Genomic DNA, 26526 nt, shown 5'->3' with positions numbered 1-26526 from the left:
GCTTCTTTTTCTGTTGTCTCATTTCTCCAGCTATAAATGGCAGTACTAAAGTATGACTATTAAAACCAATCACACTAGCTATCAGCTTCATAAATGACTTGTGTTAAAATCATTGCTGTAGATAATGCAGTATTTAAACAAATATAAACTATAAAGCAGGAGATTCTTTACTATTATTTTGCATCTATCTTCATTTTAATTGTCACGTTAAAAAAGGAGTTAAATCCTTACAGGTACGAAAAGTACCTCCAGTTTTAGAAACTAGAGGTACTCTTCTGAGAGAATATATAAAAAGGAAAAAAACAAAATTGGTAGTGATAAACGAAAATGACTAATTAGCTGCGGAGTTATTCCCCTTTTGCTTCTGCACTTTTGGTTTCACTCTGTATTTATAGTTTAACTTATTCTATATTCCTTTTGGGTTCTTTTTTTTTAAGATGCTTCAAAATACTCAATATATTTCAGGAGTAGCAACTATTCGGTTTATTCCTGCAGCTAAGAGATCCATAGAAGCGATCCACAGAAAAATAGCTGACCTGAACTCAAATTTTTGATAATCGTAAATACTGTAGCGCACAAAAAGCCTAGGCTGCATTTTGGGGATACAGCCTAGGCTTTTTATACTCTTAAATTTTCATCAATAATAGTACCCTCAACCACACGGTTAGTATCCCCGATCAAAAAGAGATTCTCACCTTCGACATTAACTTGAAGTTGGCCACCTAATACTTCTACCTTTACTGGATTATCCGGCGTCAGGCCCTTTTTTTTTAGAACATAAGCAGTTGAGCCTGTTCCTGTTCCACACGCCAAAGTGAAATCTTCAACCCCACGCTCATAGGTTCGTTCAACTATATGTCCATCTCGTAAAAGATCGTAAAAGTTTACATTGGCACCTTTCTCAAATGATGGGTGATTGCGCAGCTCACGACCCAAATCAAGGATCGTCTCCAATTGAGTCATAGCTAAATCAGGATAATGTACGACTAAATGTGGAATTCCTGGATTGCCAAGCTCCACATAATCTACTGTCAAATCTCGACCATCTATCTGCAAAACTAAGTCCTGCTTAAACACGGTCGGTGAATTCAACTGTACCCGGTAAATCCGCTCAGACAAACGTTGTGCTGGTACGTCTCCCGCGATTGATTCGATTACCATTTCTTCTGACGCTAAGCCAGTCTCGTAGGCAAATCGGGCAACACAACGGGCACCGTTTCCACACATTTCCGCTTCCGAACCATCAGAATTGTAATAACGAGCATAAAAATCACCAGCGCTTTTTGCTGTTTCAATGGCGATCAATGTATCTGCCCCTACCGAAACTCGACGTTCACATGTTTGTTTTGCCAATCGGCTTAATTGTTCGCCAGTTAAATTCAGTTCAATATTGTTAACCACAATAAAATCATTACCAGCACCTTGCATTTTGTTAAAAGGTATTCTCATAAGTTGCTCCTAGCATGCTTATTTCAGTGATTCCGGAATTACTTCGTTTTGGATCATTTGCTCTAAGGTTTGACGTTTTACAATTAAATCAGCCTGGCCGTCCTTCACTAAGACTACCGCGGGAATTGCTAGTTTGTTGTAATTGCTGGCCATTGAGTAGCCATATGCACCAGTTGAGAAGGTTGCAAAAATATCCTCCGTTTCAACTGCTGGCAACTCAATATCCTTTACCAAGATATCTGTACTTTCGCAGGCTTTACCAGAAACCGTTACTGTTTCTGCCACAGCTTGATCTGCTTTGTTTGCTAATATTCCCGTATATTTTGCTTCGTAAAGACCCGGGCGAATATTATCCGTCATCCCACCATCTATACTGACATATTTACGAATTCCTGGCAATTCTTTGATCGCTCCAATCGTATGCAAAGAAATTCCAGCCTCAGCTACTATGCTGCGACCTGGTTCAATCACAACGGCTGGCTGCGGGTAGTTTTCTTTTTCACAGAACGCTAACAATTTATCCATCATCGGAGCTAAGAAATAAGCAAAGGGCTGACGAATATCTTCATCGGTATAGCGTACACCAAAGCCGCCACCAAAATTCAATTCACTGATTTCGTAATCAAATCGTTCTTTCACCATTTTTACTAAGTCTAGTGCAATATCTACAGCGCCCAAATGAGCACTATTGTCAGACAACTGACTGCCTACATGAAAATGGAAGCCTAGGAAATTAATTCCCTCTGCGTTAATCGCTTTTTGCACTTGTGGGAATAAAATGTCTTCATTAATTGGAATACCAAACTTAGAATCTTTTTGACCAGTCGAAATAAAGGAATGAGTTTCCACATTCACTTCTGGAGTAATCCGGAACAAAACATTAACGGTTTTATTTTTTTCTTGCGCCAAAGCTGAAATCGTATCTACTTCTTGTAGGCTGTCTACGATAATCCGGCCAATCCCATTGTCGATAGCCATTTCTAGCTCAGCCAGTGATTTATTGTTGCCGTTGATTTCGATTTTTTCTACTGGAAATCCAGCTTGTAACGCTGTATGCAACTCACCATCAGAAAGAACTTCCAATGAGAAGCCTTGCTTTTCGATAATTTTCAGCATCGCCATGGTTGAAAAAGCTTTACTGGCATAGGCAACTCGAACCCTATCGTATTTATTAACAAAGTCTCGACGCAATTCCTGGCAGCGTTCTTCAATAATACTTTGTGAGAAAACGTAAAGTGGCGTACCGTAAATTTTTGCTAATTCTACCGTGTCACAGCCATCCCAAAATAAATGTCCATTTTTTACTGTCATTTCCATATTATTCCCCCTCGTTCAATGCGTCGATTAAGTTTACAAACGTTTGAATTCCTAATAATAAGTGCTTTTCATCAAATTTCATTTTTCCGCTGTGTAAAGGATATGTGTATCCTTTTTCTTCATCACGGATACCCAAGAAGAAGAACATTCCCGGCATAACGGTTTGATACATTGAGAAATCTTCCGCAATTAAATATGGCGGTGTTTCCACATAATAATCAGTTGCAACTTTTTCCAAGGCTTCCACCATACGAGGATTGTTATCCACCACTCGATACATATGATTGAAAATAACTTCCGCTTCACAACCATAACCTTTAGCAATCTCCGAAGCAATTAGATCAATCCGTCGAACGACTTCATCGTAAACCTTATCATCAAAAGCTCGCATCGTACCATGTAAAGTGACCTCTTGAGCGATAATATTCATCGCTTCTCCACCATGAATGGTTCCAAAAGTTAAAACAACATTATCTAATGGGCTGATGTTACGGGCTAAAATACTGGATAATCCGGAAATAATTCCACCAGTTGCCACGATTGCATCTTCTCCTTGCTGTGGTTGAGCGCCGTGAGAACTTAGTCCCTTAACAATAATCGTCACTTCGGCGTTGCGCGCCATCATCGGTCCTGGACGACAAGAAATTTTACCCGCGGGCAAATCTGGAAAAACATGTAGTCCCACAATTTCTTCTACACCTAACTCTTGTAAAATCCCTGTATCTACGATTAACTGAGCGCCACCTGGTCCTTCCTCAGCTGGTTGAAAAACCAAAACAATTGTTCCTCGAACTTTTTCCGGGTGATTTGTTAAATAGCCTGCAAACCCTAACAGAGTTGACATATGACCATCGTGTCCACAAGCATGCATTTTTCCTGATGTTTTTGAAGCAAAATCATAGCCTGTTTGTTCCTCTACCGGCAAGGCATCGATATCTGAACGATAAGCTATTGTCTTACCTGGTCGTTCACTCCGGATTACCGCAATCGTTCCTGTGTTAACCACTTCATAGATTTCTGTAATGCCAAAAGAAGCCAGCTTCTCACGAATATAGTTAGCTGTCTGAAATTCTTCTAAACCTAATTCGGGAATTTGATGTAGGTCTCGGCGCATCTTAGTGACTAATTCTTCTAATTCTTGTATCTCAAGCTCAATCATCGTATCATCCTTCATCAGTGAAATTATTCTGTTTATTCGATTAAAATAGTATTGACAGTTTCTAATATTATAGTACAAATGCGCAGATTGTCTAGTGAAGGTGAATATCTTTTTGCCTTCTTTAAACTAAACACGTCAAAAAGGCAAACATTGAGACAAAAGTTCTTCTCAAGTTTGCCTTTTTTCTTTTACTTTCAAAAGAAGCTAATGAATACTTCTATTATATAAGCACAAAACTAAACCCTCATTGCAGTTTCGTAAGCTGCCCAAATTGCATCCATTACATTAGTCGGCTTCTTAGCATCACCAATCAAATGTACATGTTCACCTTTGACTGCTTTATATAGTCGATCGTCTGGTAGATAGCCCACTGAAACCACAATATCATCCGCCGGAATTTCATGGGGTTTCGGCATGCCTTGAACTCCAAGAGCAAACATGTGCTGTGCACGATTGGCCACGTTAGGATAGTTTTTGACCATTTCGGTCACATAGGCAATGTCGTTTTCGTATTTATCAACAACCGCATTTTTTATGACCGTTACTTTATAGTACTCCAAAAGCTCCATCATCATATTATAGTTAGCTGCCGATAAACCAAATGCGTTTATAATGGTTTCGCTAGCTTCAATGATAGTTACCTTTTTACCTTTGCGAGCCAAATCATAGGCAATTTCACAACCGGTCAAACCTCCGCCAACAATTACTACGTTTTCTCCAGTAATTTCTTTGTGACGCAGGGCATCAATTGCGTAGGCTACATGTTCACTCTCGAAGCCCGGGATAGGCAATTTTCTTTCATTGGCACCCGTGGCAACAAAAATTTCATCATACCCTTTGGTCATAGCTTCGGTAACTTCGGTGTTCATTTGCACATTGATAGTTAAATCCTTCATTTGTTTCTTGTACCATTCGAGTAACTGCCGATCATCTTCTTTGAAATCTGGTGTTGCTGCTGCTACAAATACACCACCTAGTTGATCGGTTTTTTCCAAGAGATCTACTTGATGACCGCGAATGGCCGCTACCCGAGCAGCTTCCATTCCGCCGATTCCCCCACCGACTACTAAAACTTTCTTAGGTGTTTCAGCAGGTGTCAAAGCAAAACTTTTTTCACGACCGCAGGCAGGATTCACTGCACAGGAAATATCTTTGCCTTGGAATATTCGACCTAAACAGCCTTGATGACAGTAGATACATGGTCGAATATCTGCTAAACGATCTTCCGCAAATTTGTTCACAATTTCTGGATCAGCTAACAAAGGTCGTCCCATACCCATCATGTCTAATTTGCCTTCTTCGATTACCCGGTTAGCTAATTCTGGATTATCAAAGCGTCCAGCACACACAATCGGAATATCTACTACATCTTTTAATTTCATGACATCTTCTAGATTACAGGCTTTCGGCATATACATTGGTGGATGTGCCCAGAACCACGAATCATAGCTTCCGTTATCGCAGTTCAGCATATCATAGCCAAATTCCTCCAGCTTTTTCGCCACAACAAAGGACTCTTCATAGTCACGACCTTTTTCTTCAAATTTTTCACCTGGAATTGCACCTCGGTTAAAATCTTTGATATAGCTTTTCACACTATATCGCATGGATACTGGAAAATCTACACCGCATTTTTCCTTAATTGCTTCTACAATTTCTTTAATAATTCGCAAACGATTTTCTAAAGAACCACCATATTCGTCAGTCCGACGGTTAAAGAAGGAAATAACAAATTGATCAAGAAGGTATCCTTCATGAACCGCATGAATTTCCACACCATCTCCGCCGGCATCCTGAACCAGCTTCGCACCTTCCGCAAAATTCTTCACGTATTGATTAATTTCATCCTTGGTCATTCCGATATCCATCTTGGTTGGATCCCAAACATTTTGAATCGGTGCTGGAGCCGGTGTAATACCCGTTAAGCCATGATTAGCCCGACCTGTTAAAGCAGTCAACTGAACAAAAACTTTACCGCCGGCTGCATGAACCCCTTCGGTCAAATACTTCATGTCCTTCACATAACCTTCAGGATTACTTAGAATACAAAAACCCATGTTGTCAACAACTGGCATCAATCCGGTAATAATCAGCCCAGTACCACCCTTGGCGCGCTCAATCTAGTAATCTGCACCGTCTTTAGTGTACGCGACGGTGTCCATGTTCAACAAACGTGGAGAAAATACTCCCATCGGCATCATAGCAATTCGATTCGGCAGCTCCACCGATCCTACTTTCAATGGCGAAAAGAGTGCTTGATACTTTGTTTCCATAACGTTTCCTCCTCTTACATTTTTTAAGGCAATCGAACTTTCCTGACAAAAAACGCTTGTGAAAAACCTATCATGCTTTATACTTTAAGTATACGATCCTATTGTAAAAAGACTATCACTTTTACGCAGTTGCCCTATAAGAATCACGCGAGAGGAGCAAGTATCCATGGAACATAAGTGTCAACGCTTTTTAAAAGCGCAAGATTATTCAAAAGGACTGGCTCATTTGAATTTTCGCTATACTATTAAAAGTCCAGCTGCTGACAGCTTGACCGTTTCTCGTATCCACCAACTGGATGATGCGATTTTAACCTATAGTGTTGTTGATTGTTCAAAAGGTATTTTCTCTCGGATTCCTGATACTCCGCAAGAGTATTTAGCATTACGATTTATCCGCCATGGATATGAAGTTCATACTGACGATAACAAGAAAAATATCTTGAAGGATTATAGTATCGGTATTTTTGATTTAAACACTATCAGCATCTATGATCGCCAACGACCAACTGAAGGAATTAACTTGTTCATTGAAAAAAACGGTTATACCCGAAATTTACTTAATCCGATTACTACCAGTGTGGTTTTGGATTGCTCAAATGGTCTTGCTCGCTTTTTACTTGAAAGCATGTTTATCTTTGAACAACAGTTTAACCATATTTCAATGGAAGAAAATAGATTAATTTTACATCATTTTCTTACTCTGTTGAGAGACTGGTTAGGTCAAAAGAAATCCTACTCTACAGAGGAACTGCTTTTGAATCAAGCTGCAGATTATATTCGTTCCTATCTATGGGATGCAACATTATCGCTGGAAAGAACGGCACAGGCTTGCCAAATATCGACTCGCACTTTGCAAAAGGGCTTCCAAACTGCTAGATTATCCTTCAGCGGTTACGTAAAAGATGCCCGCTTAGCCTTAGCTGCTGTCAAACTATTTCAGTCTAATCAACCTGCTACGTCGATCGCTTTTCAATGCGGCTTCAATAATTCCGCCTACTTCAGCAAATGCTTTAAAGAGAAATACCAGCAGTCTCCTTTGCAATATCGACGAAAGATGCAGTCACTTTTAGATCAAAAGAACTTTGTCTCTAGCGATTGTCCGTTACTCAATTGAACCTCAATCAATACTTTCCCATCCTCGTTAATGAAGGTTTGGGAAAGCTTTTTTATTGCTTTCTCCTCTCTGATTATCGATCCTTTCCCTTTTCCTGACGAGTGCAAACATCTTTTGTTTAGCATATGCTTTTACCAAACCTCTCTTAGTGTGTAAAGGCTGCTAGTTGTAAATAAAAACGAGCCAATCACCTAAGTGAAAAAGCTCGTAGTGGATTGCTATTCCTTTTTTTAATTATATAGAATTTATGTTACCCCGTAATCAATTAAAAAGATGCTGTATATTTTTTCAACTGCGGAAGCTTAATAAACCAAGCAACTACTAAACAAGAAACAATTTTATCGACAATATTTCCAGCGACTGCTCCCCAATAAGTAGCACTAATCATCTCTTTACCAGAAGCTCTTAAAGCTAAAATAACAATATCAGTTCCTGATCCTGTAAAACCGCCAAATAAAGCTAACCGAATTGGAGCACCGATCATAGGACAAATAATTGCCAACAACACACCCGCAATCAAGGCCTGTTTGTAACAGAAGCCTTTTTTGGCCACTAGAGCAACCACAATAGCTACCGCAACATTTACTAAAGCAAAGGGAATCGACAAAGGGCCGCTAATTAGACCCATTAGTAGATTTGTCGTTACACCCGTCAGAATTCCATATTTCATCCCAAAGTTAGCCGCGATAAAAATTGTTCCCATCGTGTCTAAAAACAGTAAAGGAATTTTTAACATAGATACCGCTTCTCCCAATACTACATTTAATACTACCGCAATGGCACACATTGCTAAAACTTTCGTGGTATTTTTCAATTTATTAACCTCTTTCCATAAATTGAGCTAACAGCCCAGTCATGTTCTCTTGATGATCTTCGCTGTACCAAACGGGCACCTCAAAAAAGTCTGAGGAAACAGCGAACACCTCACACAATGAAAAAAATTCTTCCATTAAAACACCCCGCTGATCAGTAATTGAGCAGTTAGGGCTTTCATTAATACCAATTATTCCCAGGTACTCATAGCCTTCTTGTTGATAAGCCTGAATTTGCTGGAGGATTGGCAATAACAGATCGCGGCAAATCTTGCGATAATTCGGAATTTGAGCGTATTCTTCATAGGTCATCGGTGGTCGATTAGCCCCCAGTGTTATGAATTCAGGACAAGGCAATTGAATCATCGCAACCCCCTGCTTAAGCAGTTCAAGAGCGAAAGGAAATGCTCCACTAGCCCGTTCCCATCCATGAATTACAGCATTTTGATTCAAAATACAATGAGAAACCGCTACTAATTTCTTGCTTGGTTGATTCATTTTTTCATCCATTTCTATTTACCTTGCTTTATCCAACTGAAGGAGAGGTCTTTTCACGACAAACAAAAACTCATTCAGCTTGAAAAACAGGCAATCTATTCTCTTAGAAACTCTAAGTTTTGCTTTTTCTCAAACTCAAGAATAATTTCTATACATCGCAGTCCTCCCCTTTCTATATGAAGACAAATCTTTGATGATGACATGATTAACTCACATGTGCTTGTATTCACAAAAAAATCTTTTCTTCGTGGAAAGACGTCTCTGATCTGATTATAGCGAGTATACACTCCCTGTCAAACCACCTTTTGGACAATCTCTTTTTCCTTGTATAAAAGATGCTTTTCAATGTGAATTTCTTGAGTTTTTATTCATTTGCGAAAAAAGGATTAGAAAACGAATAGACAGGTTCTAATGATTTGGTATATAATTCGAATAATTAAAGGATTATCTATTGGTTTTTCAAGCTTTTTCATCCTTTTAAATCACAAACAAAGGAGTGTTTTATTTGAGCATCTTTGAAGGTACAGCAGTCGCTCTCGTTACACCAATGAAAGAAGACTGTGCAGTTGATTATAAACGCTTAGACGAGTTAGTGGAATGGCAAATTAATGAGGGTACTGATGCGATTGTCGCCTGTGGTACTACAGGTGAAGCATCCACATTAGCTAATCATGAACATATCAGTGTTATTGAGGCCGTTGTGAAAAAAGCAGCTGGTCGGGTACCGATTATTGCCGGTACGGGCGTAAATGACACCAACCACGCCATCGAACTATCTACTGGGGCAGAAAGTGTAGGCGCCGATGCTTTATTAATCGTAACTCCTTACTATAATAAAGCCTCAGATACTGGCTTATTTTTACACTACGAGAAAATCGCACAAAGTGTAAAACTGCCAATTATTTTGTATTCAGTACAGTCACGTACTAATATGAATTTGACTCCTGCAATGGTAGAAAAATTAATTACTATCCCTAATATCGTTGGTATTAAGGAAGCCAGCGGCGATATTTCGCAAATTGCTGACATTTGTCGCTTAGCTTCCGACAATTTTACTGTCTACTCTGGCAATGACGATCAGGTTCTGCCATTGATGGCTTTAGGCGGAAAAGGAATTATTTCAACTATCGCTAATATTGCACCAAGACAGACTCACGAATTAGCACAGGCTGTGTTAGATGGCAACTATGATTTAGCTAGAGAGTTGCAGCTCGCTCAATTGCCGTTAATTCATTCTTTATTCTGTGAAGTAAACCCAATTCCGGTAAAAACAGCCGTTGGTTTGCTAGGCAAAATTGATCCAAACTTCCGTCTGCCTCTAAGTGAAGCGCAGCCAGAAACGGTTGAACGCTTGAAGAAAGAAATGACAGCATACGGCTTGGAGGTTCAAGCATGATCAAGGTCATTTTGAACGGTGCCAATGGCCGCATGGGGAAAGTTCTACAGGAAATGATCACCAACGAAACAGACATGCAGGTTGTTGCCGGTGTCGATCGTGAGGCCTTTTCGGCGGAATTCCCTACTTTTCAAACCATGGCTGACTGTGATGTAGCAGCTGACGTAGTGATCGATTTCTCACACTACACTGCTACACCAGCTGTGTTGGCGTATTGTGTTGAAAAACAACTGCCAGTTGTGATTGCTACTACTGGTTTAGATGAAGAAACTAAACAACAGCTATTGGCTGCCAGCAAAAAAACAGCTGTCTTCTTTTCGGCTAACATGTCGATCGGAATTAACCTGTTGGCTAAGGCGATTCGCGAAATCACACCTTTGTTAGAGGATGATTTCAACATGGAAATTATTGAGAAGCACCATAACCAAAAGAAAGATTCTCCGAGCGGAACTGCACTGCTTTTAGCTGATGCAGTCAATGATGCAGTGAAGGAAAAGAAAACTTATATTTATGGTCGCCATGGTAATGATCTGACCAACCCGCTGTCCGAACTTGGTATTCATGCTGTTCGCGGTGGTACGATCCCTGGAGAGCATACTGTATTATATGCTGGACCAGATGAAGTAATTGAGTTAAACCACTTAGCTCTTTCCCGCAACATTTTTGCTAACGGTGCGGTGAAAGCAGCCAAATATGTCAGTCAGAAACCTGCTGGCTTATATGACATGGAACAACTAATTGACGAGAAATGAGGATTTACACATGACCCAAGAGAAGTTAACCGATCCATATGAGATCGCTAAATATATTAAAAATGCAGAAAAAATGTCACCGGTTAAAGCTTACGTCCAAGGCGACTTGGCTGGCGTTAAAAGTGACAAGGTAAAAATTTTCGGTCAAGGACACTCTTGGATCTGGATTGGTAATGCCCAAGAAGTAACAGCATTGTTGGAACAACAAGCAGATCGTATTTTGGAAAGTCATGTTGAAAATGATCGCCGCAATTCCGCTATTCCAATGCTTGATTTTACTAAAGTAAATGCTCGGATTGAACCCGGCGCAATGATCCGCGACCGGGTGGAGATTGGCGATAACGCAGTAATTATGATGGGAGCCATCATTAATATCGGCGCTGAAGTCGGCGAAGGAACCATGATCGATATGGGAGCCATCTTAGGTGCTCGTGCAACCGTTGGAAAACACGCACACATTGGAGCAGGTGCAGTTCTGGCTGGTGTTCTTGAGCCGCCTAGTGCTACTCCGGTTATTGTTGAAGATAACGTATTAGTTGGTGCCAATGCAGTAGTATTGGAAGGCGTGCGTGTCGGTAAAGATGCGGTGGTAGCTGCAGGAGCCATTGTAACTGAAGATGTTCCAGCTGGAGCTGTTGTTGCTGGTTCACCCGCACGTGTTATCAAAATGAAGGACGAAAAAACGGCTGGAAAAACCGAATTTTTGGATGACCTTCGCAAATAGATTTTTTATGCGCATCTTGTTAAAGGTGCGCATTTTTCTATCATAAAAGGAGGTTTGCAGTACCCTTGAAAAAAGTAATTGTCTTTGCCCCGGCCACCTTTAACTTAGCTGAGACTACTCGGATGATTGAAGTTGCTAAACAGCTGAAAAAAAGCTGTGACTGTCACTTTTTTGGTTTTTCACCAACATATGCTCCACTAATTAGTCAAAACGGTTTTGATTTTTCCCTGCTTTCCCCAATCTTAACCAAAAAACAGGAGCAGCAGATTATGGACCTAGATCAAATGAAATCTGTGAAAAATCCTTTTACGAAGGAGTTAGTTGCTTCCCGAGTTAACAGTGAATTGAGCTACCTTGCTGATAAACGCCCCGCCGCAATTATTACCGGAACCAATGTCACGATTTTTCTTAGTGCTCGGATTGCCAAAATTCCTTTGGTTTATGTTAAACCCTATGCTATGTCGCGGCCGCAGCTGGAAAATGACCGACAATCCTTACTGGACATTTTTTTATTGAAGGTTAAATGGCAGCCGAAAGCTTTTAGGGCGGTGGCCAGAGAGCATCAGCTGTCGCTGCCAAAGTATAGTATTGACTTGTTAGATGGGGATGAAAATCTAATTACCACATTTCGTGAGTTTACCAGCTGGCAAAAGTATCCCCAAAACTATCATAATGTTGGACCGATTTTTGCTCAATTGGGAGATTCGCTACCTGATAATTTACAGAATACCTTATTGGCGGCACAACAAGAAAATAGACCGATTGTTTATTTTGCATTAGGCAGCTCGGGAAATTCAGATTTAGCCTTGAATATTTTAAACGTTCTTCGCGAATTAAATTTTTTAGTGGTAGCACCGATCAAACAATACCTTTCTGAAAAAGCGATCGCTGAATTTCAAGAATCATCAATTATGATCACAGATCTGCTGCCAGCTCCCTTATTGGGTTCTTATTTAAGCTTCTCGATTATTCATGGCGGTGAAGGAACCGTTCAAACAGCCTGTCTGTCAGGTAAACCCTTCATCGGTTTCGGTCTTCAACAGGAGCAGGTCATGAATCTCAAATACTGCGAACACTATGGCAATGCCATTCGCTTGAAGCCTAAACCATTTTCCGAAACCAAACTGCGTCAAGCCATTGAGAGTATTCAAAGCGATGATTATCAGCACAAAGCACAACAATTAGCGGAAAATTTTCACGCAGATGGTGCTGTTAACGCCGCAAGGTTTATCAGTCAAAAGTATTTAGGCTAAAAATAATCACAAACAGGCAGCCAAATCACCTTAGACTTGGCTGCCTGTCATTCTTAAGTTTTCGGTTGATGCTTATACTGCATGGTCGCCTGAACTGCTTCCTGCCAACCAGCGTATAGATCATCGGTCCGCTCCTGAGCCATCTTCGGTTCAAAGCAAATACCATCTTCCTTGAACTTCTTGATTTCTTCAATATCCTCCCAGTAGCCAACTGCCAACCCTGCTAGATAAGCTACTCCTAATGCTGTAGTTTCTAAGAACGGTGCTCGTTCTACTGGTGTCTGTAAAATATCCGCCTGGAATTGCATCAGCAAATCATTCTTAGATGCTCCCCCATCCACCCGTAGTAATTTGATATCTGTGCCAGAATCCATCGCCATCGTTTTTACAACATCGGCAGTTTGATAAGCCAAGGACTCCAAGGTTGCCCGAATAAAATGTTCTTTAGTCACACCACGGGTTAAACCAAAGATTGCACCTCGTGCTTCTTGGTCCCAATAAGGCGCACCCAAACCAGTAAATGCCGGAACCATGTAAACATTGCCGCTATCCTCTACACGTTTCGCATAGTCTTCTGATTCTGGTGCTGTTTTGAACATGCGCAAACCGTCTCGCAACCACTGAATTGCTGAGCCGGCAACGAAAATACTTCCTTCTAACGCGTAGGTAATCTTCCCATCAATACCGTAGCCAATTGTTGTTAGCAATCCATTTCCCGATAGGATCGGTTCTTCACCAGCGTTCATAACAATAAAGGCACCAGTTCCATAAGTATTTTTAACCATCCCTTTTTCAAAGGCTAATTGGCCAACCAATGCGGCTTGCTGGTCACCTGCCATACCGGCAATCGGAACATTATTACCATAAAAATGGTAGTCTTCAGTATAACCATAAATTTCAGAGTTTGATTTTACTTCTGGCAGCATCACCTTCGGAATATCCAACAACTGCAGGATTTCTTCATCCCACTCTAACTTATAAATATTATAGAGCATGGTACGACCAGCATTGGTGTAATCAGTTACGTGAACTTTGCCTCCCGTTAACTTCCAAACCAACCAAGTATCGATGGTACCAAACAACAGCTCACCGTTTTTTGCTCGCTCCCGAGAACCGTCTACATGATCTAAAATCCATTTAACCTTAGTAGCTGAGAAATAAGAATCAATCAGTAATCCAGTTTTCTTCTGAATCATTTCTTGATGTCCTTCATCTTTTAACTCATCAGCAATCTTGCTAGTTTGTTTCGATTGCCAGACAATCGCCGGATAGATTGGCAATCCAGTTTCCTTATCCCAGACTACCGTTGTTTCCCGTTGATTCGTGATCCCAATTCCTTCTATTTGATCAGGCTTTAAACTGCCCTCAATCAAAGCTCCTGCAATTACTGATTGAACTGAATTCCATATCTCATTGGCATCGTGTTCCACCCACCCTGACTTAGGAAAATACTGCTTAAATTCTTTTTGCGACGAAGCGACTTCTTTTCCGGCCTTATCAAAAATGATCGCGCGTGAAGAAGTTGTTCCTTGGTCAATCGACATAATGTAAGATTCCATGCGTTCCGCTCCTTTATTTTGCTTTTTTATCACAGTAAAAGTTTCCAAAAAGTAAATTTACATCTTAAATATACCACAAAGAAAAACGCTTTCAAATGATGCAATTTTGTCCCTTTTTACACAATTGAAAATCAATTGAAACTTTCACATATACACAACCTTAATCTTTCGTTATACTTAAAAGAAATAAAATCGAAACGAGGTGCTTTTTTTGAAAAAGGACGCTAAATCGCCGTTAGTTGCTTTTTTTGGCGGAAAAACATCCTACTATTTAATCGGGCTGGTGGCTCTTTTATCAGTTACCGTCTACCTATTAAACAAGATTTCTTTCATTTTTCACCCATTGGTAGTTATTTTTACCACAATTTTGCCACCAATGATCTTTGCACTGCTGCTTTATTATTTGTTTAATCCAATTGTTAACTTTCTTAGTAAGAAAGGCCTGTCGCGTGGATTAAGCATCGGACTAAGCTATATCGTGATTTTAGGAGCTTTAGTAATTGGCGGCTTTCAGCTAGGACCAATTGTAGAACGCCAAGCCTCTGATTTATTTGAACAGCTTCCGGGATTCTTTAATGATTTTCAGGGAACAGTTCAAAATCTGTTAGATAATACACCCTTCGCTGCTCAATCAAACGAAGCTTTGAATTCAATTGATTCAATTGTGAAGGACTTTGCCAACTTTATTGCCAGTAATTGGCAAAAAGGAGCTCAAGGACTAGGCACGATCTTTTCAGCCGTTTCTAGTGTGGCCATTACTTTATTTACTGGACCGATTGTGGCCTTCTTCTTAATTAAGAATCCTCACAAGCTGTATCAATCATTTATTGCGATTGTACCGCCAAGGTTCCGTAAAGATGTGCAGGAATTGACGAAAATTGCTAATCAGCAGTTGGGAGCTTTCTTAAAGGGGCAAGTGATTGCTTCTCTTTTACTAGGAGCCATTTATTGGATAGTCTTTTTATTAATTGGCATGGAGTTCGCTACGGTCATTGCAATTGCAGCGGGTATCCTAAGCATTGTTCCCTACATCGGCGCCTTTTTAGCCTTTTTCCCAGGACTTTTTATTGCCTTTCAGGATTCAACCTTTATGGTAGTTAAATTCGTTATCGCCTGGTTCGCGGTCCAAATGCTCCATGGAGACTTAGTCGTTCCTCGAGTAATGGGTGATCGCCTGAAAATTCATCCAGTAACCATCCTAATTGTCTTGTTGGTTATGGGTGATTTACTTGGACTAGTTGGAGTAATCTTCGGGATACCAATTTATTCAATGATTAAGTTGTTAGTGGTCTTCACCTTCCGGAAGTTTAAACAGCGCTACAATCATTATTTCGGAGATAAAGGGACATATGAAAATACCGATTTCTCAGAAGATGATTACTTATAGTTGATTCTCAAGACCATTCTTTTGTAATTTTCAAACGGAAGTGCTAATTTAGAGGTAGTAAAAGAAACGGAGTGAAGGATCATGGAAAAATTTCTAAATAGTAAGTTAATCGAAGCAAAAAAAGAAGTTGAACGTCTAGAAGATCGCCGCAGCGAAAGCTTAGGCAACTCAATCAACTACATTGAAAACGAAATTCAAATCCAACGCTTATATGCTCAAGTTGAAGCTTACGAAATTGCTTTAGACGAAGCAAAAAAATAAGTAAGAAAATTCACGGTTCAAATGAACCGTGAATTTTTTACTTTATGTGGTTCTATTCAATTAATAAAGGTAAACCACAAAGAACATCAGCAATGCTCCTAATATAACAAACAAATGCCATATAACATGAGTAAATTTCTTGCTTTTCATGCTATAAAATAAAGAGCCAACTGAATAAGAAAGTCCCCCACCAACTAATAAAAGTAAACCTTTAATACCAATACTTTGATATAAGGTAGGTAAAGCGATAACTACTGCCCACCCCATTACGTTATATAATATCGTTGACATATTGGAAACACTGTTTCTTTTCGTCAAGGTCAAGCTCTTATAAATAATTCCGGTAATTGCCGCTAGCCAAATAACTACCAACAAAATAATTCCCAATGTCCCTTTGATACGAAGCAGACAAAATGGTGTATACGTGCCGGCAATTAGTAAAAAGATGGAGCAATGATCAAAGACCTGAAAAACTTTGCGCGCCTTAGTAAAGATCAAGCTATGATACATAGTAGAAGCAAAGAACAAGACAAACAAACATACACCGTAAATGGCAAAAGAAACATAGTCAATATTAGTAGATGCCTTTTGCAATAAGAAACCAACTCCTACTAAACTCAAAACAGCTGCAATTCCATGTGTTACAGCATTTAACACTTCATTTGCAATTAAATACTTGCGACTAAACTCTGCATTCATACAATTCACCTCAAATTATTTGTTGACAACATCATAACATGATTATAAAAATAATTCAATCTAGTTCCCAAAACTAGATTGAATTTCTTAACCAATGACAATTCCATCTTTAATTAGGCGATAGCCATAAATCAGCTTCTTTTCTTCCTTTATCAAATATAAATTGGCTTCTTTGTGACGATTCAGAATGTCAACAAACTCCTTCATCGTTAACGCAGGCTGTTTAAGATCTTTTCTAATTTCAATCTGGTCATCCGCTGTATCCAAATGCAATTCTTTTACTGGCTTTTCTCCAATATCAGCGTAAACATAAATCATTGTTGATAAGCTATTTAACTTGCCTGTTGTATCCACCTGCAGAGCGGCTAATAAATCTTTTGCTTTCATAGTAGTCTCCTTAATTGTTACTCTCTTCATTTTATTATACTGTTTTCTCTGTCAATGGTTAAAAAAAAGACCCTTTCAGGTCTAATAAAGTTCAGGACGCCGATCATGAAAAATCGGAATACCTCTTCGTACCTCTTCTATTAATGATAACTCAATCGTCGCTGAGCCAGTTGCTTCATTATCATCCAGTTCTAAAACAATTCGCCCTAACGGATCGACAATCATTGAATGTCCGCCAAATTGATTATCAGGGTCTGAACCGACACGATTTACACCGACAACAAAGGCTTGATTCTCGATTGCCCGAGCCTGCAAAAGCTTGCGCCAGGCTTCAATGCGCACTAGTGGCCATTGTGCTGGTACAACAAATAGTTGAGTCCCCGATTCGCTGGCCTGCTTGCGAAACCACTCAGGAAAGCGCAAATCGTAACAGATCACATTGGAAAGAACCGTCTCTGCCATGTTTACTGACAAACTACTATTACCAGCCGTCAAAAATTGTTCTTCCTTCATCAAACGAAAGAGATGGACTTTGTCATAGCTACCTAACAGCTCTCCTGCTGGCCCGTAAACAAAAGTAGTATTGTAATACTTATTTCCCCGTTTAAGGGCGACAGAACCGCCTACAAGGTAAATCTGATACTTTTTAGCCAGTTGTGACAGCATCTGCTGAGTTTGCCGGCCGTCTGTGTCCGCAATTTCAGCTAAGCGAGTTAAATCATAGCCCGTATTCCACATTTCCGGCAGCACCACTAAGCTGTGCGGAACAAGTTGAGCTGTTTCACACCACTGTTCCACATGGAACATATTAGCTTCTGGCTGACCGAATTGAATATCCAATTGCAGTAAGGTAATTCTCATGGTTAACTCCGATCTAGGCTTTTTGCGATAAAATTGCCTATCGACTGAACGATTTGGACTAAGATAATCAATAAAAGAATTGTACCATACATTACAGCAGGTTCATTCCGTAAAAAACCATATTGGTAAGCGATACTTCCTAATCCACCGGCACCCACTAAGCCAGCCATCGCTGTCGCACCAATCAAGCCGATCATGGCAATCGTCAAACCACGAATAATTCCGCCACGGGCTTCCCGCAGCAAAACAGTCTTAATGATATTGAAATTACTGATGCCCATGGACTGATAGGCTTCAATCACTCCTCCGTCCACTTCTAATAGTGAAGTTTCCACCAAGCGGGCCAAATAAGGTGCCGTGTACACAATCAACGGCAGCAGCACACCTCTGACACCAATGGTGGTTCCCATAATAAATTTGGTCACTGGCAAAATCAGAAAGAGCATAATAATAAATGGCAGTGATCGCAAAATATTAATTAGCCAGTTAGATACAGAGTACAACGCGTGACTGCTATTTAAGCCGCCCGGGCGCGTCAACACCAGTAGCACCCCTAGAGGAATGCCGACGATGATGGAAATGCCCAAACCGATCACTACCATGATCAATGTCTGTCCTAAGCCCTCTAAAATGACGGCTCCCCATTGTTCAAAAAATTGTGTCATGCTTGAACCTCCTCAATAAAAACGCCTTGTGATGCGATGTAGTCTTTGGCATTTTGGTAATCATCTTCACTGCCGCCAGCCAACTGAACCAACAGCTGTCCATGGCGTTGATCCTTTAAGTAACTAATATTTCCGCTTAAAATGTTCGGTGTTACTGTATAATCCTGCGCCACTTTGGCTAATACTGGCTCGGTGGCCTCGTCACCAATAAACTGCAGGTACAGCAGACGGCCAGTGCGCTTGTAGTGATTCAACACTTCCTCTGGCACATTATAATTTTCGTTAGCACCAATAAAGCGTTTAGTAGTGGTTTTTTTCGGTTGGGTAAAGACTTCAATCACCGGACCTTCTTCGATGATCTCTCCTTCCTCCATCACCGCCACCCGATCGCAAATGCGCTGAACCACATCAATTTCATGGGTAATCAGGAAAATGGTGATCCCCAACTCCTGATTGATCTCTAACAAAAGCTCCAAAATCGATTCGGTGGTTTCCGGATCAAGAGCGCTGGTAGCTTCATCCGAAAGCAAAATCTCCGGCTCATGGGCTAAAGCCCGGGCGATGGCTACCCGCTGTCTTTGACCGCCTGAAAGCTGCGCAGGATAATTATCTTTGCGATCCATCAACCCAACCAAAGTTAAGTACTTTTCTGCCCGCAGCTTGATTTCCTCATCTAGCACACCTTCCAGGCTTAACGGCTTGGCAATATTTTCATAAACTGTGGCAGTCGAAAGCAGATTGTAGCCCTGGAAAATCATGCCGATCTTCCTGCGCGCCAGCAGCAATTCCTTCTTAGTTAATTCGTTTAGATTGTGCTGATTGATCCAAACCTCGCCTTGGGTAGGCGGCTCCAAAAAGTTGATCATGCGAATCAAAGTTGACTTACCGGCTCCTGAATAGCCTACTACCCCAAAGATTTCGCCCTTCTTAATGGATAAATTAACTTCCTTCACTGCTTCAATTGTTTTATTTTTCTGTTGATAAGTTTTCGATACCTGCTTCAACTCAATCATCTGCTTATCCTCCTCACTAAAAGGCTGGTACAACCGAACCTTTGTATTTCTCTTCAATAAATTGTTTTGTTTCATCTGAATGGTAGTATTTTTCAATTTCCTTAACGACTGCATCGTCTTTGTTGCTGCTGCGAACCACAAATACATTCGGATACGGGTTGTCCACTAGCGGTTCATGATAAATTGAATCATCATTAATTGTCAAACCCGCACTGAAGGCAAAGTTAGTATTGATCACCGCCGCCGTAAGCTCACCTAATTGAGATGGAATCTGGGAAGCCTCCAGCTCCACAATATCGATGTTTCTTGGATTTTCTCCGACATCATTCTTAGTGGCTTGGACCTTAACGCCATCCTTCAAAGTGATTACACCTGCGTCCTGCAATAGTTTCAAGGCCCGATATTCATTGGTGGGATCATTCGGTACACCGACCTTGTCGCCGCTCTTCAATTCATCCAATTTCTTAATCTGTTCCGAATAAACTCCTAATGGAAAGGCCACCGTCTCAAAGACTTGCTCAATTTCATAGCTCTTATCCTTCACCTGCTGATCCAAAAACGGAATCGTCTGGTAGCTGTTGGCATCCAAATCACCGTCATTTAGGGCCGTATTCGGTGTATTGTAATCATCAAAGGCTTTAATATTAATGGTCAAACCATCTTCTTCCGCCTGCTTGGCTACCTCTTCTAAAATCTCTTGATGCGGGCCAGAGGTAACGCCGACAGTCACCTCTTTTTCATTTAAAGCTTCTGATTGGGCATTGCCGCCACCGCAGCCTGTCAGTAATAGTGCAGCTGTTGCGAATGTTCCTACTAATAATTTGTGCGTTTTTTTCATCATGAATTCCTCCTAATTTTAAGCTAAAAAAAACTCGTCCTTTTCTGCTTTAATGAGTCAGAAAAGGACGAGTTTACTCGCGTTACCACCTTTGTTCGCAAAAGTCTCACAACTCTTGCCTTCACTAGTACGTATGCATACTAGAGCGTATCTAACGAGCGCTACCCCGTTGACGCCTACTTATCGACGTCACCATTCAGAGACCATTTTCTAAATGCTTCCACATGCCTGGCTCTCACCTACCCAGACTCTCTTTGATGCTTAATCATTTATACTTTTCTCTTCATCACGTTTTTAGCTTTTTGATATGTTACGTATATTACTCATCTATTTTTCATTTGTCAACCTTTTTATTTCATCGAAATCACAGTTGACTTTAATAATAGAAAAGCTTAGACTGGTTTCAATTCAAAAACCAAGGAGCTGAAGCTTTAATGAACCTAGCAACCGAAGTACGTCCTGGCGCCAATCGTTACGCCACTGGAAAGAATATTTTACACGAATTACCTCAATACTTAGCACCATTCAAAAAAGTAGCCGTCGTTACTGGAACTATTTCTTACCAAATCTTTTCAGATTACTATAAAAAAGAACTAGAATATCCAGTGTTTCGCTATAATGGCAGTGCCAGCCGCGAAGATGCTCACCGAATCGCTGAAGAAATCGGTGAAGCTGATGTGATCGTCGCTATCGGTGGTGGACGAGTCTTAGATACTGGGAAACTAGTGGCTGATGAAATGAACATCGATGCTATCATGGTCCCTACCCTGATCTCAAACTGTGCACCGTTTACTCCCATTGTTGCGGTGTATCACCCGGATCGCACTTTCCGAGAGATGGGCTTCATGAAAAAGGCGCCGTACTTAACCTTAGTCGATTATGACTTCTTGCTAGCTACCCCTAAGGACTATTTTGTAGCTGGAATTGGGGATACCCTCGCTAAATGGTATGAAATCAAAGGGATCACCGAACAGCTGTCACCAGACGATAAGACCGCTTACATTCGTTTGGGAATAGCTAGTGCGAAGGTGATTTTAGATATTCTATTGGAGGATTCCATCCAAGGCATTAAAGACTTAGAAAGCAAACAAATCACGCCAGCCTTTGAACGAGTAACTGATACGATTGTCGGTTTGGCGGGAGAAACTGGCGGCTTTGCCGCTACCTACGGACGTTCAGCTGGCGCCCACGCAATCCATGATGGCCTTTCTTATTTGGAATCCACTCACAATCAGCTGCACGGCAACAAAGTAGCTTATGGTATCTTGGTTCAATTGGCTCATACCAATGAGATTGACGAAATCATAAAGCTGAAGGACTTCTATCAAGCAACTGGTTTACCATTAAAGCTGGCTGAACTGAATGTAACTCAAACAGATGCAGAGGCGTTGAAGCCTTGTACCGACCATGCCGCCTGTGAAGAAGAAACCTTTAGAATGATTGACCCGACAATTACTTCAGAGCAGGTTTATCAAGCGATTCAGGTGGTCGAATCCCTTTAAAAGTTTACCTTAACTAAATAAAGTTTACTTTAATCCTATTGGAGTCTGACTCTGATAGGATTTTTTGCGGTTAACTTTTATGTATTTATAGAATTATTGCTGTTATAGCAAGGTTTTTTAAAATATACATTAAAGTAAACCTTTATCATTTGAGGTTTACCTTTTTGTTACAAGACGGATTAAAGGTTTACTTTATGATTTGAAGGTTACCTTTATAGGAAGAGAATTGTTGAGATGGCTCTGTTTATTGGGTAATTAAGATAAACCTTTTTATATAAAGTAAACTTTTAATAATTATCTTATTTTAAGTTTACCTTAAATAATCGCTGTTAAATAAATCCTGGATGTAAAAGTTTACTTTAAAACAATATGAGTAAAAGTTTACTTTAATGGTTAATTATTGAGGTTCACCTTTAATACACACTCTCTACATGATTCAACAATGACAAATGCGGTTTACTTTATTGATATACAGTTTACCTTTTAATAATACCATTATGAAGTATACCTTAAATAAAAGTTATTATATCAATGTTTATCCTTAAAGTAAACCTTGGAACTGTCTACTAACGGTTTACTTTTTATGAAACGAATTATGGTTTACTTTCACATATTTGTACTTACGGGTCTGTGTCAAACGGTAAACTTCAAATGATTAAAGTTTACCTTATATATAAATACTTATACAGTATACTCTAAATAAGCACCTACAGATCAGTGTTTAAATTTGAAGTAAACTTTTTTTATGTTGTTAAAGGTTTACTTTTTATCCCATATATTTAGGAGTTTACCTTTAAAGATACCCATCGAAAACGCTCTATACTGTACATTTTCTTCTGTGGAGTTAGGGTAAACCTTTGATTTTTGAAGTTTACTTCAATTCTTATGCTAATTATACTGGTAAAGGTAAACTTTAAACTCTCTTCCTACAGTAGCAGCCAAGTCAGATTAGTATTTAGAGTTTACCTCAAATGTTCTATAAAGGTTTACTTTTTTTATTTCAGATGACTGTTATATTAGTATTTCTGAAGATAGAAAGTATACCTTAATTAAACTAACTAAAGTTTACCTTATGCTTCTTATCTCTGAGAGAACCTAGTCGATTTACACTATAAAGTATACTTCTAAAATTTTTAGAGTAAACTCCAATTATCTAGAAGTTTACTTTTTGCTGTCTGTATCGCTATGTTTACAGTATTTCTGTTAACAAGAAGTTTACCTTAATTAGAAAATAGTATACCTTATTTCTTAATAAAGTAAACTTTACATGAGTAAATAGAGTAATCCTTATTCATATAGTTATAGTTTACCGCAATAAAAGCCGTTTGTCTCTCAAGCTGTTATTCACGGTAAACCTTAAATGATTGCGGTTTACCTCCTGTTTTCCTCGTTAATAGTAAACCTTATTGTATTTTGCTGGGAATTATAGTAAACTTTAAAAGAGTCTTACACAGGATAGGGGAGTAGTAGTATATGGCAGAACAGAAAGCTCAGACATATGTTGTCGGAAACTTTAAAGGTGGTGTGGGTAAATCAACCACCGTACAAATGTTGTCCTTTGAGAGTGCCTTCAGAAAGAACCGGAAGACCTTGGTTATTGACTTGGACCCTCAAGGAAACACTAGTGACGTATTGTCATTGACTGCAGAGAACTTTGGCAACAGCGAGCTGCCGGATGAATTTGATTCAACAATTTGGGAAGCGGTCCGAACAGGGGACATTTCTAATTCTATCTATAATATTATGCCGAATTTGGACTTGATCCCAGCCAATATTTCGTTCTCTGACTTTCCGGATTACATGATCTCGATGTTTCCTAATGATAAGTTGTCGCAGTTCCAATACATGGACAAGCTTATTTCTTCATTGAAGTCGGTCTATGACGTAATTTACATTGACGTACCGCCGACGATCAGTACGTATTCAAACGCTGCGATGTATGTGGCAGAATACGTTATTGTCATTCTGCAGACCCAGGTGAAATCACTTAAAGGGGCCCAGAACTACATCGACTACATGAATTTTTTCGTTGAACAGTATCAAACGGAGCTGGAAGTAGTCGGAATCATTCCATTTATGATGCAAAAAAGAGATTCGGTCGATCAAGAGATCTATGAAACAGCAAAGGGCATCTATGGCGGTCACTTATTGAACACCGTTGTCTTGAACCAAAGCCGCTTGAAACGCTATGACGGCTCTGGGATTACCTATGATATCAATAAAAATGGCAAGGTAGAGCAATGGGATAACCGGGCGCATGAGGTGTTTGTGCATATTTTAGATGAAATTGATGAGCATCGTTACTTATTATCGGGTGAATAGGGGAGACGTTAAATGGCGAAAAAGATGAAGCTAGACTCGCTTTTGACGGCGAACAAGAAGAATAAGGGCATTGAGAAAATGTCCGAATACTCCAATCAAGAGCAGACCGAAAAGACAGCCACTAAACCAAAGCCTAGTTCCAAGGATCTGCTAGCTAATGCACCAATTAAGAAGACCACCAGCAAACCGGAAAACACGATTGATCGCAGTCATTTTGTTGAACCGCAATCACGTCCATCTGCCCCGACACCTGCAGTCTCTGCTGATGAGGAAGTTGGAAAGCGGGGACGTAAACGGCAATACTACGATCCGCGGCTTAAGGCTTTGGAGATGCAAAAGATTTCGGCACGCACAAAAATTCGGATTCAAAACCTGATCAATGCTAAGTTTGACGGGTATACACCGGATAAGATGTTTGACTGGCTGTATGAATACTACATTGAGAAAGAATTGTCCAAGGATGACCGAGATTTCTTGAATCATGTGGAAGAAACAGCGATGGAAGAGTACAAAGAGAAGCCTAAATATCAGAAATTATTCGCTGAATTAGAAAATGATGAGAAAAACAACTAAAAAAAGTAAACTCCAATTATCTTTAAAAGATGAATTGTGGTTTACTTTTTTTTTGAGAAACTATGATTAAAGTTTACTTTTTTAAAGGAGCATTTGCGATTACGGTTTACTTTTTTGGAGTTGTGGATAATCCAAAGCTGTGGATATCTTTTAGACAAAGTGACTATTCTCAAAGAGTTTATCCACACTTTTCAAACGTCTGTTCTTAATGCTTCTTTGATTTAAGTTTACCTTTTTAAAGATTTTAACTTTATTTGAAGTTAACTCAAATAAAGTTATCCGCCAAATTGCGGTAAACTATAATACACTTCATAACATTTATAAAAGTTAACCTCAAAAAAAGATGGCAACAAATCGCTTTACAACGCGTTTTATATCCATTATTCTAATACATGTAAAGCACAGCGAAAAAAAAGAGTCTAAAGATTTGGCGATCTTTAAACTCCCAAGGTTTGAGCTAATTTTGGCGAATTAGCATGTCACATATAAATTTAAGCAATCGGTTAGAAAAATTGGCGTTTAACTAACCTCTATTTATTATACTATAAATTCACTCTTTTCTCAATCATTTATAGTGTGACAGCTCTCAAATCCTTAAGAATTTTTTTCGATAAAAATTTAAGGAGCGATTGGCATGTCTACCTTTAACGCAATGACAGCAACCAATTTACCCAATGGGAACTATCTGCCCATTGATCTAAACTTAATCAATAATCCAAAATATCAAGAGTTATCTATTGAAGCAATGATGCTGCACGCTTTGTACACCATGCGTATGACCTGCAGTATCCACAACAGTCGGCAGGATGGCAGTTGGCTGGATGATAATCAACTGCCTTACATTTATTTTTCTAATGATGAAGCAGCTGACTTATTAAGAGTATCTGAACGCAAAATCACAACCTTGAGAAATCGCTTGGCAGAGCTGGATTTGATCAAGGTGCTTCGTCATGGCTTGAAAAACTACCGAATTTATGTGGCAAACCCAGAGGCTCCGGCTGAAGGATCCGTAGTGAAGTTGGCTTTCAAAAATTATACGACGAGTAAGCGAATGATCGAACCCACTACCGGGGAAAACCGGGGAATTGAACGAGATGCAAATTTTGCGGCTCCGAGCGCGCAAAATTTACTGACAAGTACAGAAAAACAGCAAGTAATAAAAACAACAAATAATACAAATGCAACACACATGGAGCCTGCCAGCAATAGTTATCCACAGGTGGATAAAGAGTCTGCATTGATTGCCGGTTTACAGGCACGTTATGCACAATTGATTCCAAATTTAGTTTTTCAGCGTTTTCTACCGTTTTGTGATGGACAGTATGAAAAAGCAAAATGGTTTGTGGACACTATTTTTAAAGCTAAGTATGTCAGTAACCAACAATTTTTAAAGGCGGGACTACCAGCTGAGGCAAAAGTACTAACCTTTGAAGAAAATGAGTACTACAAAAATGGATTGGCAGATGCAGTAGCAAAAGCTTTGGAACAAATCTATCGATTTAACAAAGTTAAAAATATCGAAGCTTTTTTCTTTGCTTTTATGCGCGGCTATTTCACAGAAAAAACTCGGCAGTACTTATTGGATCATTATGAACTAACACCAGAATTGGAAACAACGCTTTCAGGCGTGAAACACGTGTTTAGTAAAGAAAAATTTAATAAAAATAGGCAAAATACCACAAAAAAACCTATTTATGGCGCTTAAGAGGCCC

Annotated in this window: 25 protein-coding genes and 1 other annotated feature; of the genes, 11 read left to right on the top strand and 14 right to left on the bottom strand. The window is 39.7% G+C overall.

Annotated features, from left to right (window positions below; translation table 11 throughout):
- Positions 1-618 precede the first annotated feature (618 nt).
- The 5 genes from dapF to IGI46_RS22990 all read right to left on the bottom strand — a co-directional run bounded on the left by dapF (position 619) and on the right by IGI46_RS22990 (position 6198).
- The gene (gene dapF, locus IGI46_RS23010; protein WP_429965548.1) at positions 619-1449 is read right to left on the bottom strand and encodes a diaminopimelate epimerase; all 831 of its coding nucleotides are present in this window, start codon (positions 1447-1449) and stop codon (positions 619-621) included.
- Positions 1450-1467: 18 nt separating this feature from the next.
- A complete protein-coding gene (gene lysA / locus IGI46_RS23005) occupies positions 1468-2766 on the bottom strand; it encodes a diaminopimelate decarboxylase (protein WP_429965549.1) in 1299 nt (432 codons plus the stop codon).
- Position 2767: 1 nt separating this feature from the next.
- Entirely contained in the window at positions 2768-3925 is a 1158-nt protein-coding gene (locus IGI46_RS23000) for a M20 metallopeptidase family protein (protein WP_429965550.1), read from the bottom strand.
- A 236-nt stretch (positions 3926-4161) separates the two neighbouring features.
- On the bottom strand, positions 4162-6045 hold the full coding sequence (locus tag IGI46_RS22995) for an FAD-dependent oxidoreductase (RefSeq protein WP_429974461.1): 1884 nt from the start codon (positions 6043-6045) through the stop codon (positions 4162-4164).
- Complete coding sequence (locus tag IGI46_RS22990; RefSeq protein WP_429974351.1) at positions 6046-6198, bottom strand: hypothetical protein; 153 nt, start codon at positions 6196-6198, stop codon at positions 6046-6048.
- A gap of 166 nt (positions 6199-6364) precedes the next feature.
- Between IGI46_RS22990 and IGI46_RS22985 the strand changes: the two genes are divergently transcribed.
- Positions 6365-7312: a helix-turn-helix transcriptional regulator gene (locus tag IGI46_RS22985; RefSeq protein ID WP_429965552.1), complete on the top strand. Its 948-nt coding sequence runs from the start codon at positions 6365-6367 to the stop codon at positions 7310-7312.
- A 265-nt stretch (positions 7313-7577) separates the two neighbouring features.
- Here IGI46_RS22985 and IGI46_RS22980 read toward each other — a convergent pair whose 3' ends face one another.
- The gene (locus IGI46_RS22980) at positions 7578-8126 is read right to left on the bottom strand and encodes a CD3073 family putative ECF transporter S component (protein ID WP_429965553.1); all 549 of its coding nucleotides are present in this window, start codon (positions 8124-8126) and stop codon (positions 7578-7580) included.
- Between the two features lie 4 nt (positions 8127-8130).
- Positions 8131-8634: a CD3072 family TudS-related putative desulfidase gene (locus tag IGI46_RS22975; protein WP_429965554.1), complete on the bottom strand. Its 504-nt coding sequence runs from the start codon at positions 8632-8634 to the stop codon at positions 8131-8133.
- A 493-nt stretch (positions 8635-9127) separates the two neighbouring features.
- Here IGI46_RS22975 and dapA point away from each other — a divergent pair, with 493 nt between their 5' ends.
- The 4 genes from dapA to IGI46_RS22955 all read left to right on the top strand — a co-directional run bounded on the left by dapA (position 9128) and on the right by IGI46_RS22955 (position 12747).
- Entirely contained in the window at positions 9128-10018 is an 891-nt protein-coding gene (gene dapA, locus IGI46_RS22970; protein ID WP_429965555.1) for a 4-hydroxy-tetrahydrodipicolinate synthase, read from the top strand.
- Positions 10015-10770, top strand: coding sequence for a 4-hydroxy-tetrahydrodipicolinate reductase (gene dapB, locus IGI46_RS22965; protein WP_429965557.1), 756 nt, complete (start codon positions 10015-10017; stop codon positions 10768-10770). The genes dapA and dapB overlap by 4 nt, the downstream gene beginning before the upstream one ends.
- Positions 10771-10780: 10 nt before the next feature.
- Positions 10781-11494, top strand: coding sequence for a 2,3,4,5-tetrahydropyridine-2,6-dicarboxylate N-acetyltransferase (gene dapD / locus IGI46_RS22960; RefSeq protein ID WP_429965558.1), 714 nt, complete (start codon positions 10781-10783; stop codon positions 11492-11494).
- 122 nt (positions 11495-11616) lie between these two features.
- Positions 11617-12747 carry a glycosyltransferase gene (locus IGI46_RS22955; protein WP_429966082.1) on the top strand — a complete coding sequence of 377 codons (1131 nt, stop codon included), beginning with the start codon at positions 11617-11619 and terminating at the stop codon, positions 12745-12747.
- 53 nt (positions 12748-12800) lie between these two features.
- On the opposite strand, the gene glpK is transcribed toward IGI46_RS22955, so the two are convergent.
- Positions 12801-14306, bottom strand: a complete 1506-nt coding sequence (glpK, locus tag IGI46_RS22950) for a glycerol kinase GlpK (RefSeq protein ID WP_429965559.1) — start codon at positions 14304-14306, stop codon at positions 12801-12803.
- 211 nt (positions 14307-14517) lie between these two features.
- Here glpK and IGI46_RS22945 point away from each other — a divergent pair, with 211 nt between their 5' ends.
- Together IGI46_RS22945 and IGI46_RS22940 are read left to right on the top strand one after the other, a co-directional pair.
- Positions 14518-15693: an AI-2E family transporter gene (locus tag IGI46_RS22945; RefSeq protein ID WP_429965560.1), complete on the top strand. Its 1176-nt coding sequence runs from the start codon at positions 14518-14520 to the stop codon at positions 15691-15693.
- 81 nt (positions 15694-15774) lie between these two features.
- Complete coding sequence (locus IGI46_RS22940) at positions 15775-15954, top strand: hypothetical protein (RefSeq protein ID WP_207702916.1); 180 nt, start codon at positions 15775-15777, stop codon at positions 15952-15954.
- A 60-nt stretch (positions 15955-16014) separates the two neighbouring features.
- On the opposite strand, the gene trhA is transcribed toward IGI46_RS22940, so the two are convergent.
- The 6 genes from trhA to IGI46_RS22910 form a co-directional block, all read right to left on the bottom strand.
- Positions 16015-16653, bottom strand: coding sequence for a PAQR family membrane homeostasis protein TrhA (trhA, locus tag IGI46_RS22935; protein ID WP_207702915.1), 639 nt, complete (start codon positions 16651-16653; stop codon positions 16015-16017).
- An 87-nt stretch (positions 16654-16740) separates the two neighbouring features.
- Positions 16741-17070, bottom strand: coding sequence for a hypothetical protein (locus tag IGI46_RS22930; protein ID WP_429974350.1), 330 nt, complete (start codon positions 17068-17070; stop codon positions 16741-16743).
- Positions 17071-17121: 51 nt separating this feature from the next.
- The gene (locus IGI46_RS22925; RefSeq protein WP_429965562.1) at positions 17122-17901 is read right to left on the bottom strand and encodes a carbon-nitrogen family hydrolase; all 780 of its coding nucleotides are present in this window, start codon (positions 17899-17901) and stop codon (positions 17122-17124) included.
- Between the two features lie 2 nt (positions 17902-17903).
- The gene (locus tag IGI46_RS22920) at positions 17904-18566 is read right to left on the bottom strand and encodes a methionine ABC transporter permease (RefSeq protein WP_207702912.1); all 663 of its coding nucleotides are present in this window, start codon (positions 18564-18566) and stop codon (positions 17904-17906) included.
- Positions 18563-19579, bottom strand: coding sequence for a methionine ABC transporter ATP-binding protein (locus IGI46_RS22915; RefSeq protein WP_429965563.1), 1017 nt, complete (start codon positions 19577-19579; stop codon positions 18563-18565). Before IGI46_RS22915 ends, IGI46_RS22920 begins: the two co-directional genes overlap by 4 nt.
- Before the next feature lie 16 nt (positions 19580-19595).
- Complete coding sequence (locus IGI46_RS22910; protein ID WP_429965565.1) at positions 19596-20420, bottom strand: MetQ/NlpA family ABC transporter substrate-binding protein; 825 nt, start codon at positions 20418-20420, stop codon at positions 19596-19598.
- 57 nt (positions 20421-20477) lie between these two features.
- Positions 20478-20713: a binding site (T-box leader), on the bottom strand.
- A gap of 138 nt (positions 20714-20851) precedes the next feature.
- On the opposite strand from IGI46_RS22910, the gene IGI46_RS22905 reads away from it, so the two are divergent.
- The 4 genes from IGI46_RS22905 (at position 20852) to IGI46_RS22890 (ending at position 26519) form a co-directional block, all read left to right on the top strand.
- The gene (locus IGI46_RS22905; protein WP_429965566.1) at positions 20852-21919 is read left to right on the top strand and encodes an iron-containing alcohol dehydrogenase family protein; all 1068 of its coding nucleotides are present in this window, start codon (positions 20852-20854) and stop codon (positions 21917-21919) included.
- Between the two features lie 1473 nt (positions 21920-23392).
- Positions 23393-24241, top strand: a complete 849-nt coding sequence (locus tag IGI46_RS22900) for a ParA family protein (RefSeq protein ID WP_207702908.1) — start codon at positions 23393-23395, stop codon at positions 24239-24241.
- Between the two features lie 12 nt (positions 24242-24253).
- On the top strand, positions 24254-24814 hold the full coding sequence (locus IGI46_RS22895; protein ID WP_429965567.1) for a hypothetical protein: 561 nt from the start codon (positions 24254-24256) through the stop codon (positions 24812-24814).
- A gap of 634 nt (positions 24815-25448) precedes the next feature.
- Entirely contained in the window at positions 25449-26519 is a 1071-nt protein-coding gene (locus tag IGI46_RS22890; protein WP_429974349.1) for a replication initiator protein A, read from the top strand.
- The last annotated feature ends 7 nt before the right edge of the window (positions 26520-26526 follow it).

Origin of the sequence: Enterococcus sp. AZ163, assembly GCF_050498925.1 — a bacterium.
Lineage (GTDB): Bacteria > Bacillota > Bacilli > Lactobacillales > Enterococcaceae > Enterococcus_A > Enterococcus_A ferrettii.
Note: the sequence above shows the minus strand (reverse complement) of the source record. Positions and strands in the feature narration are given on the sequence as shown.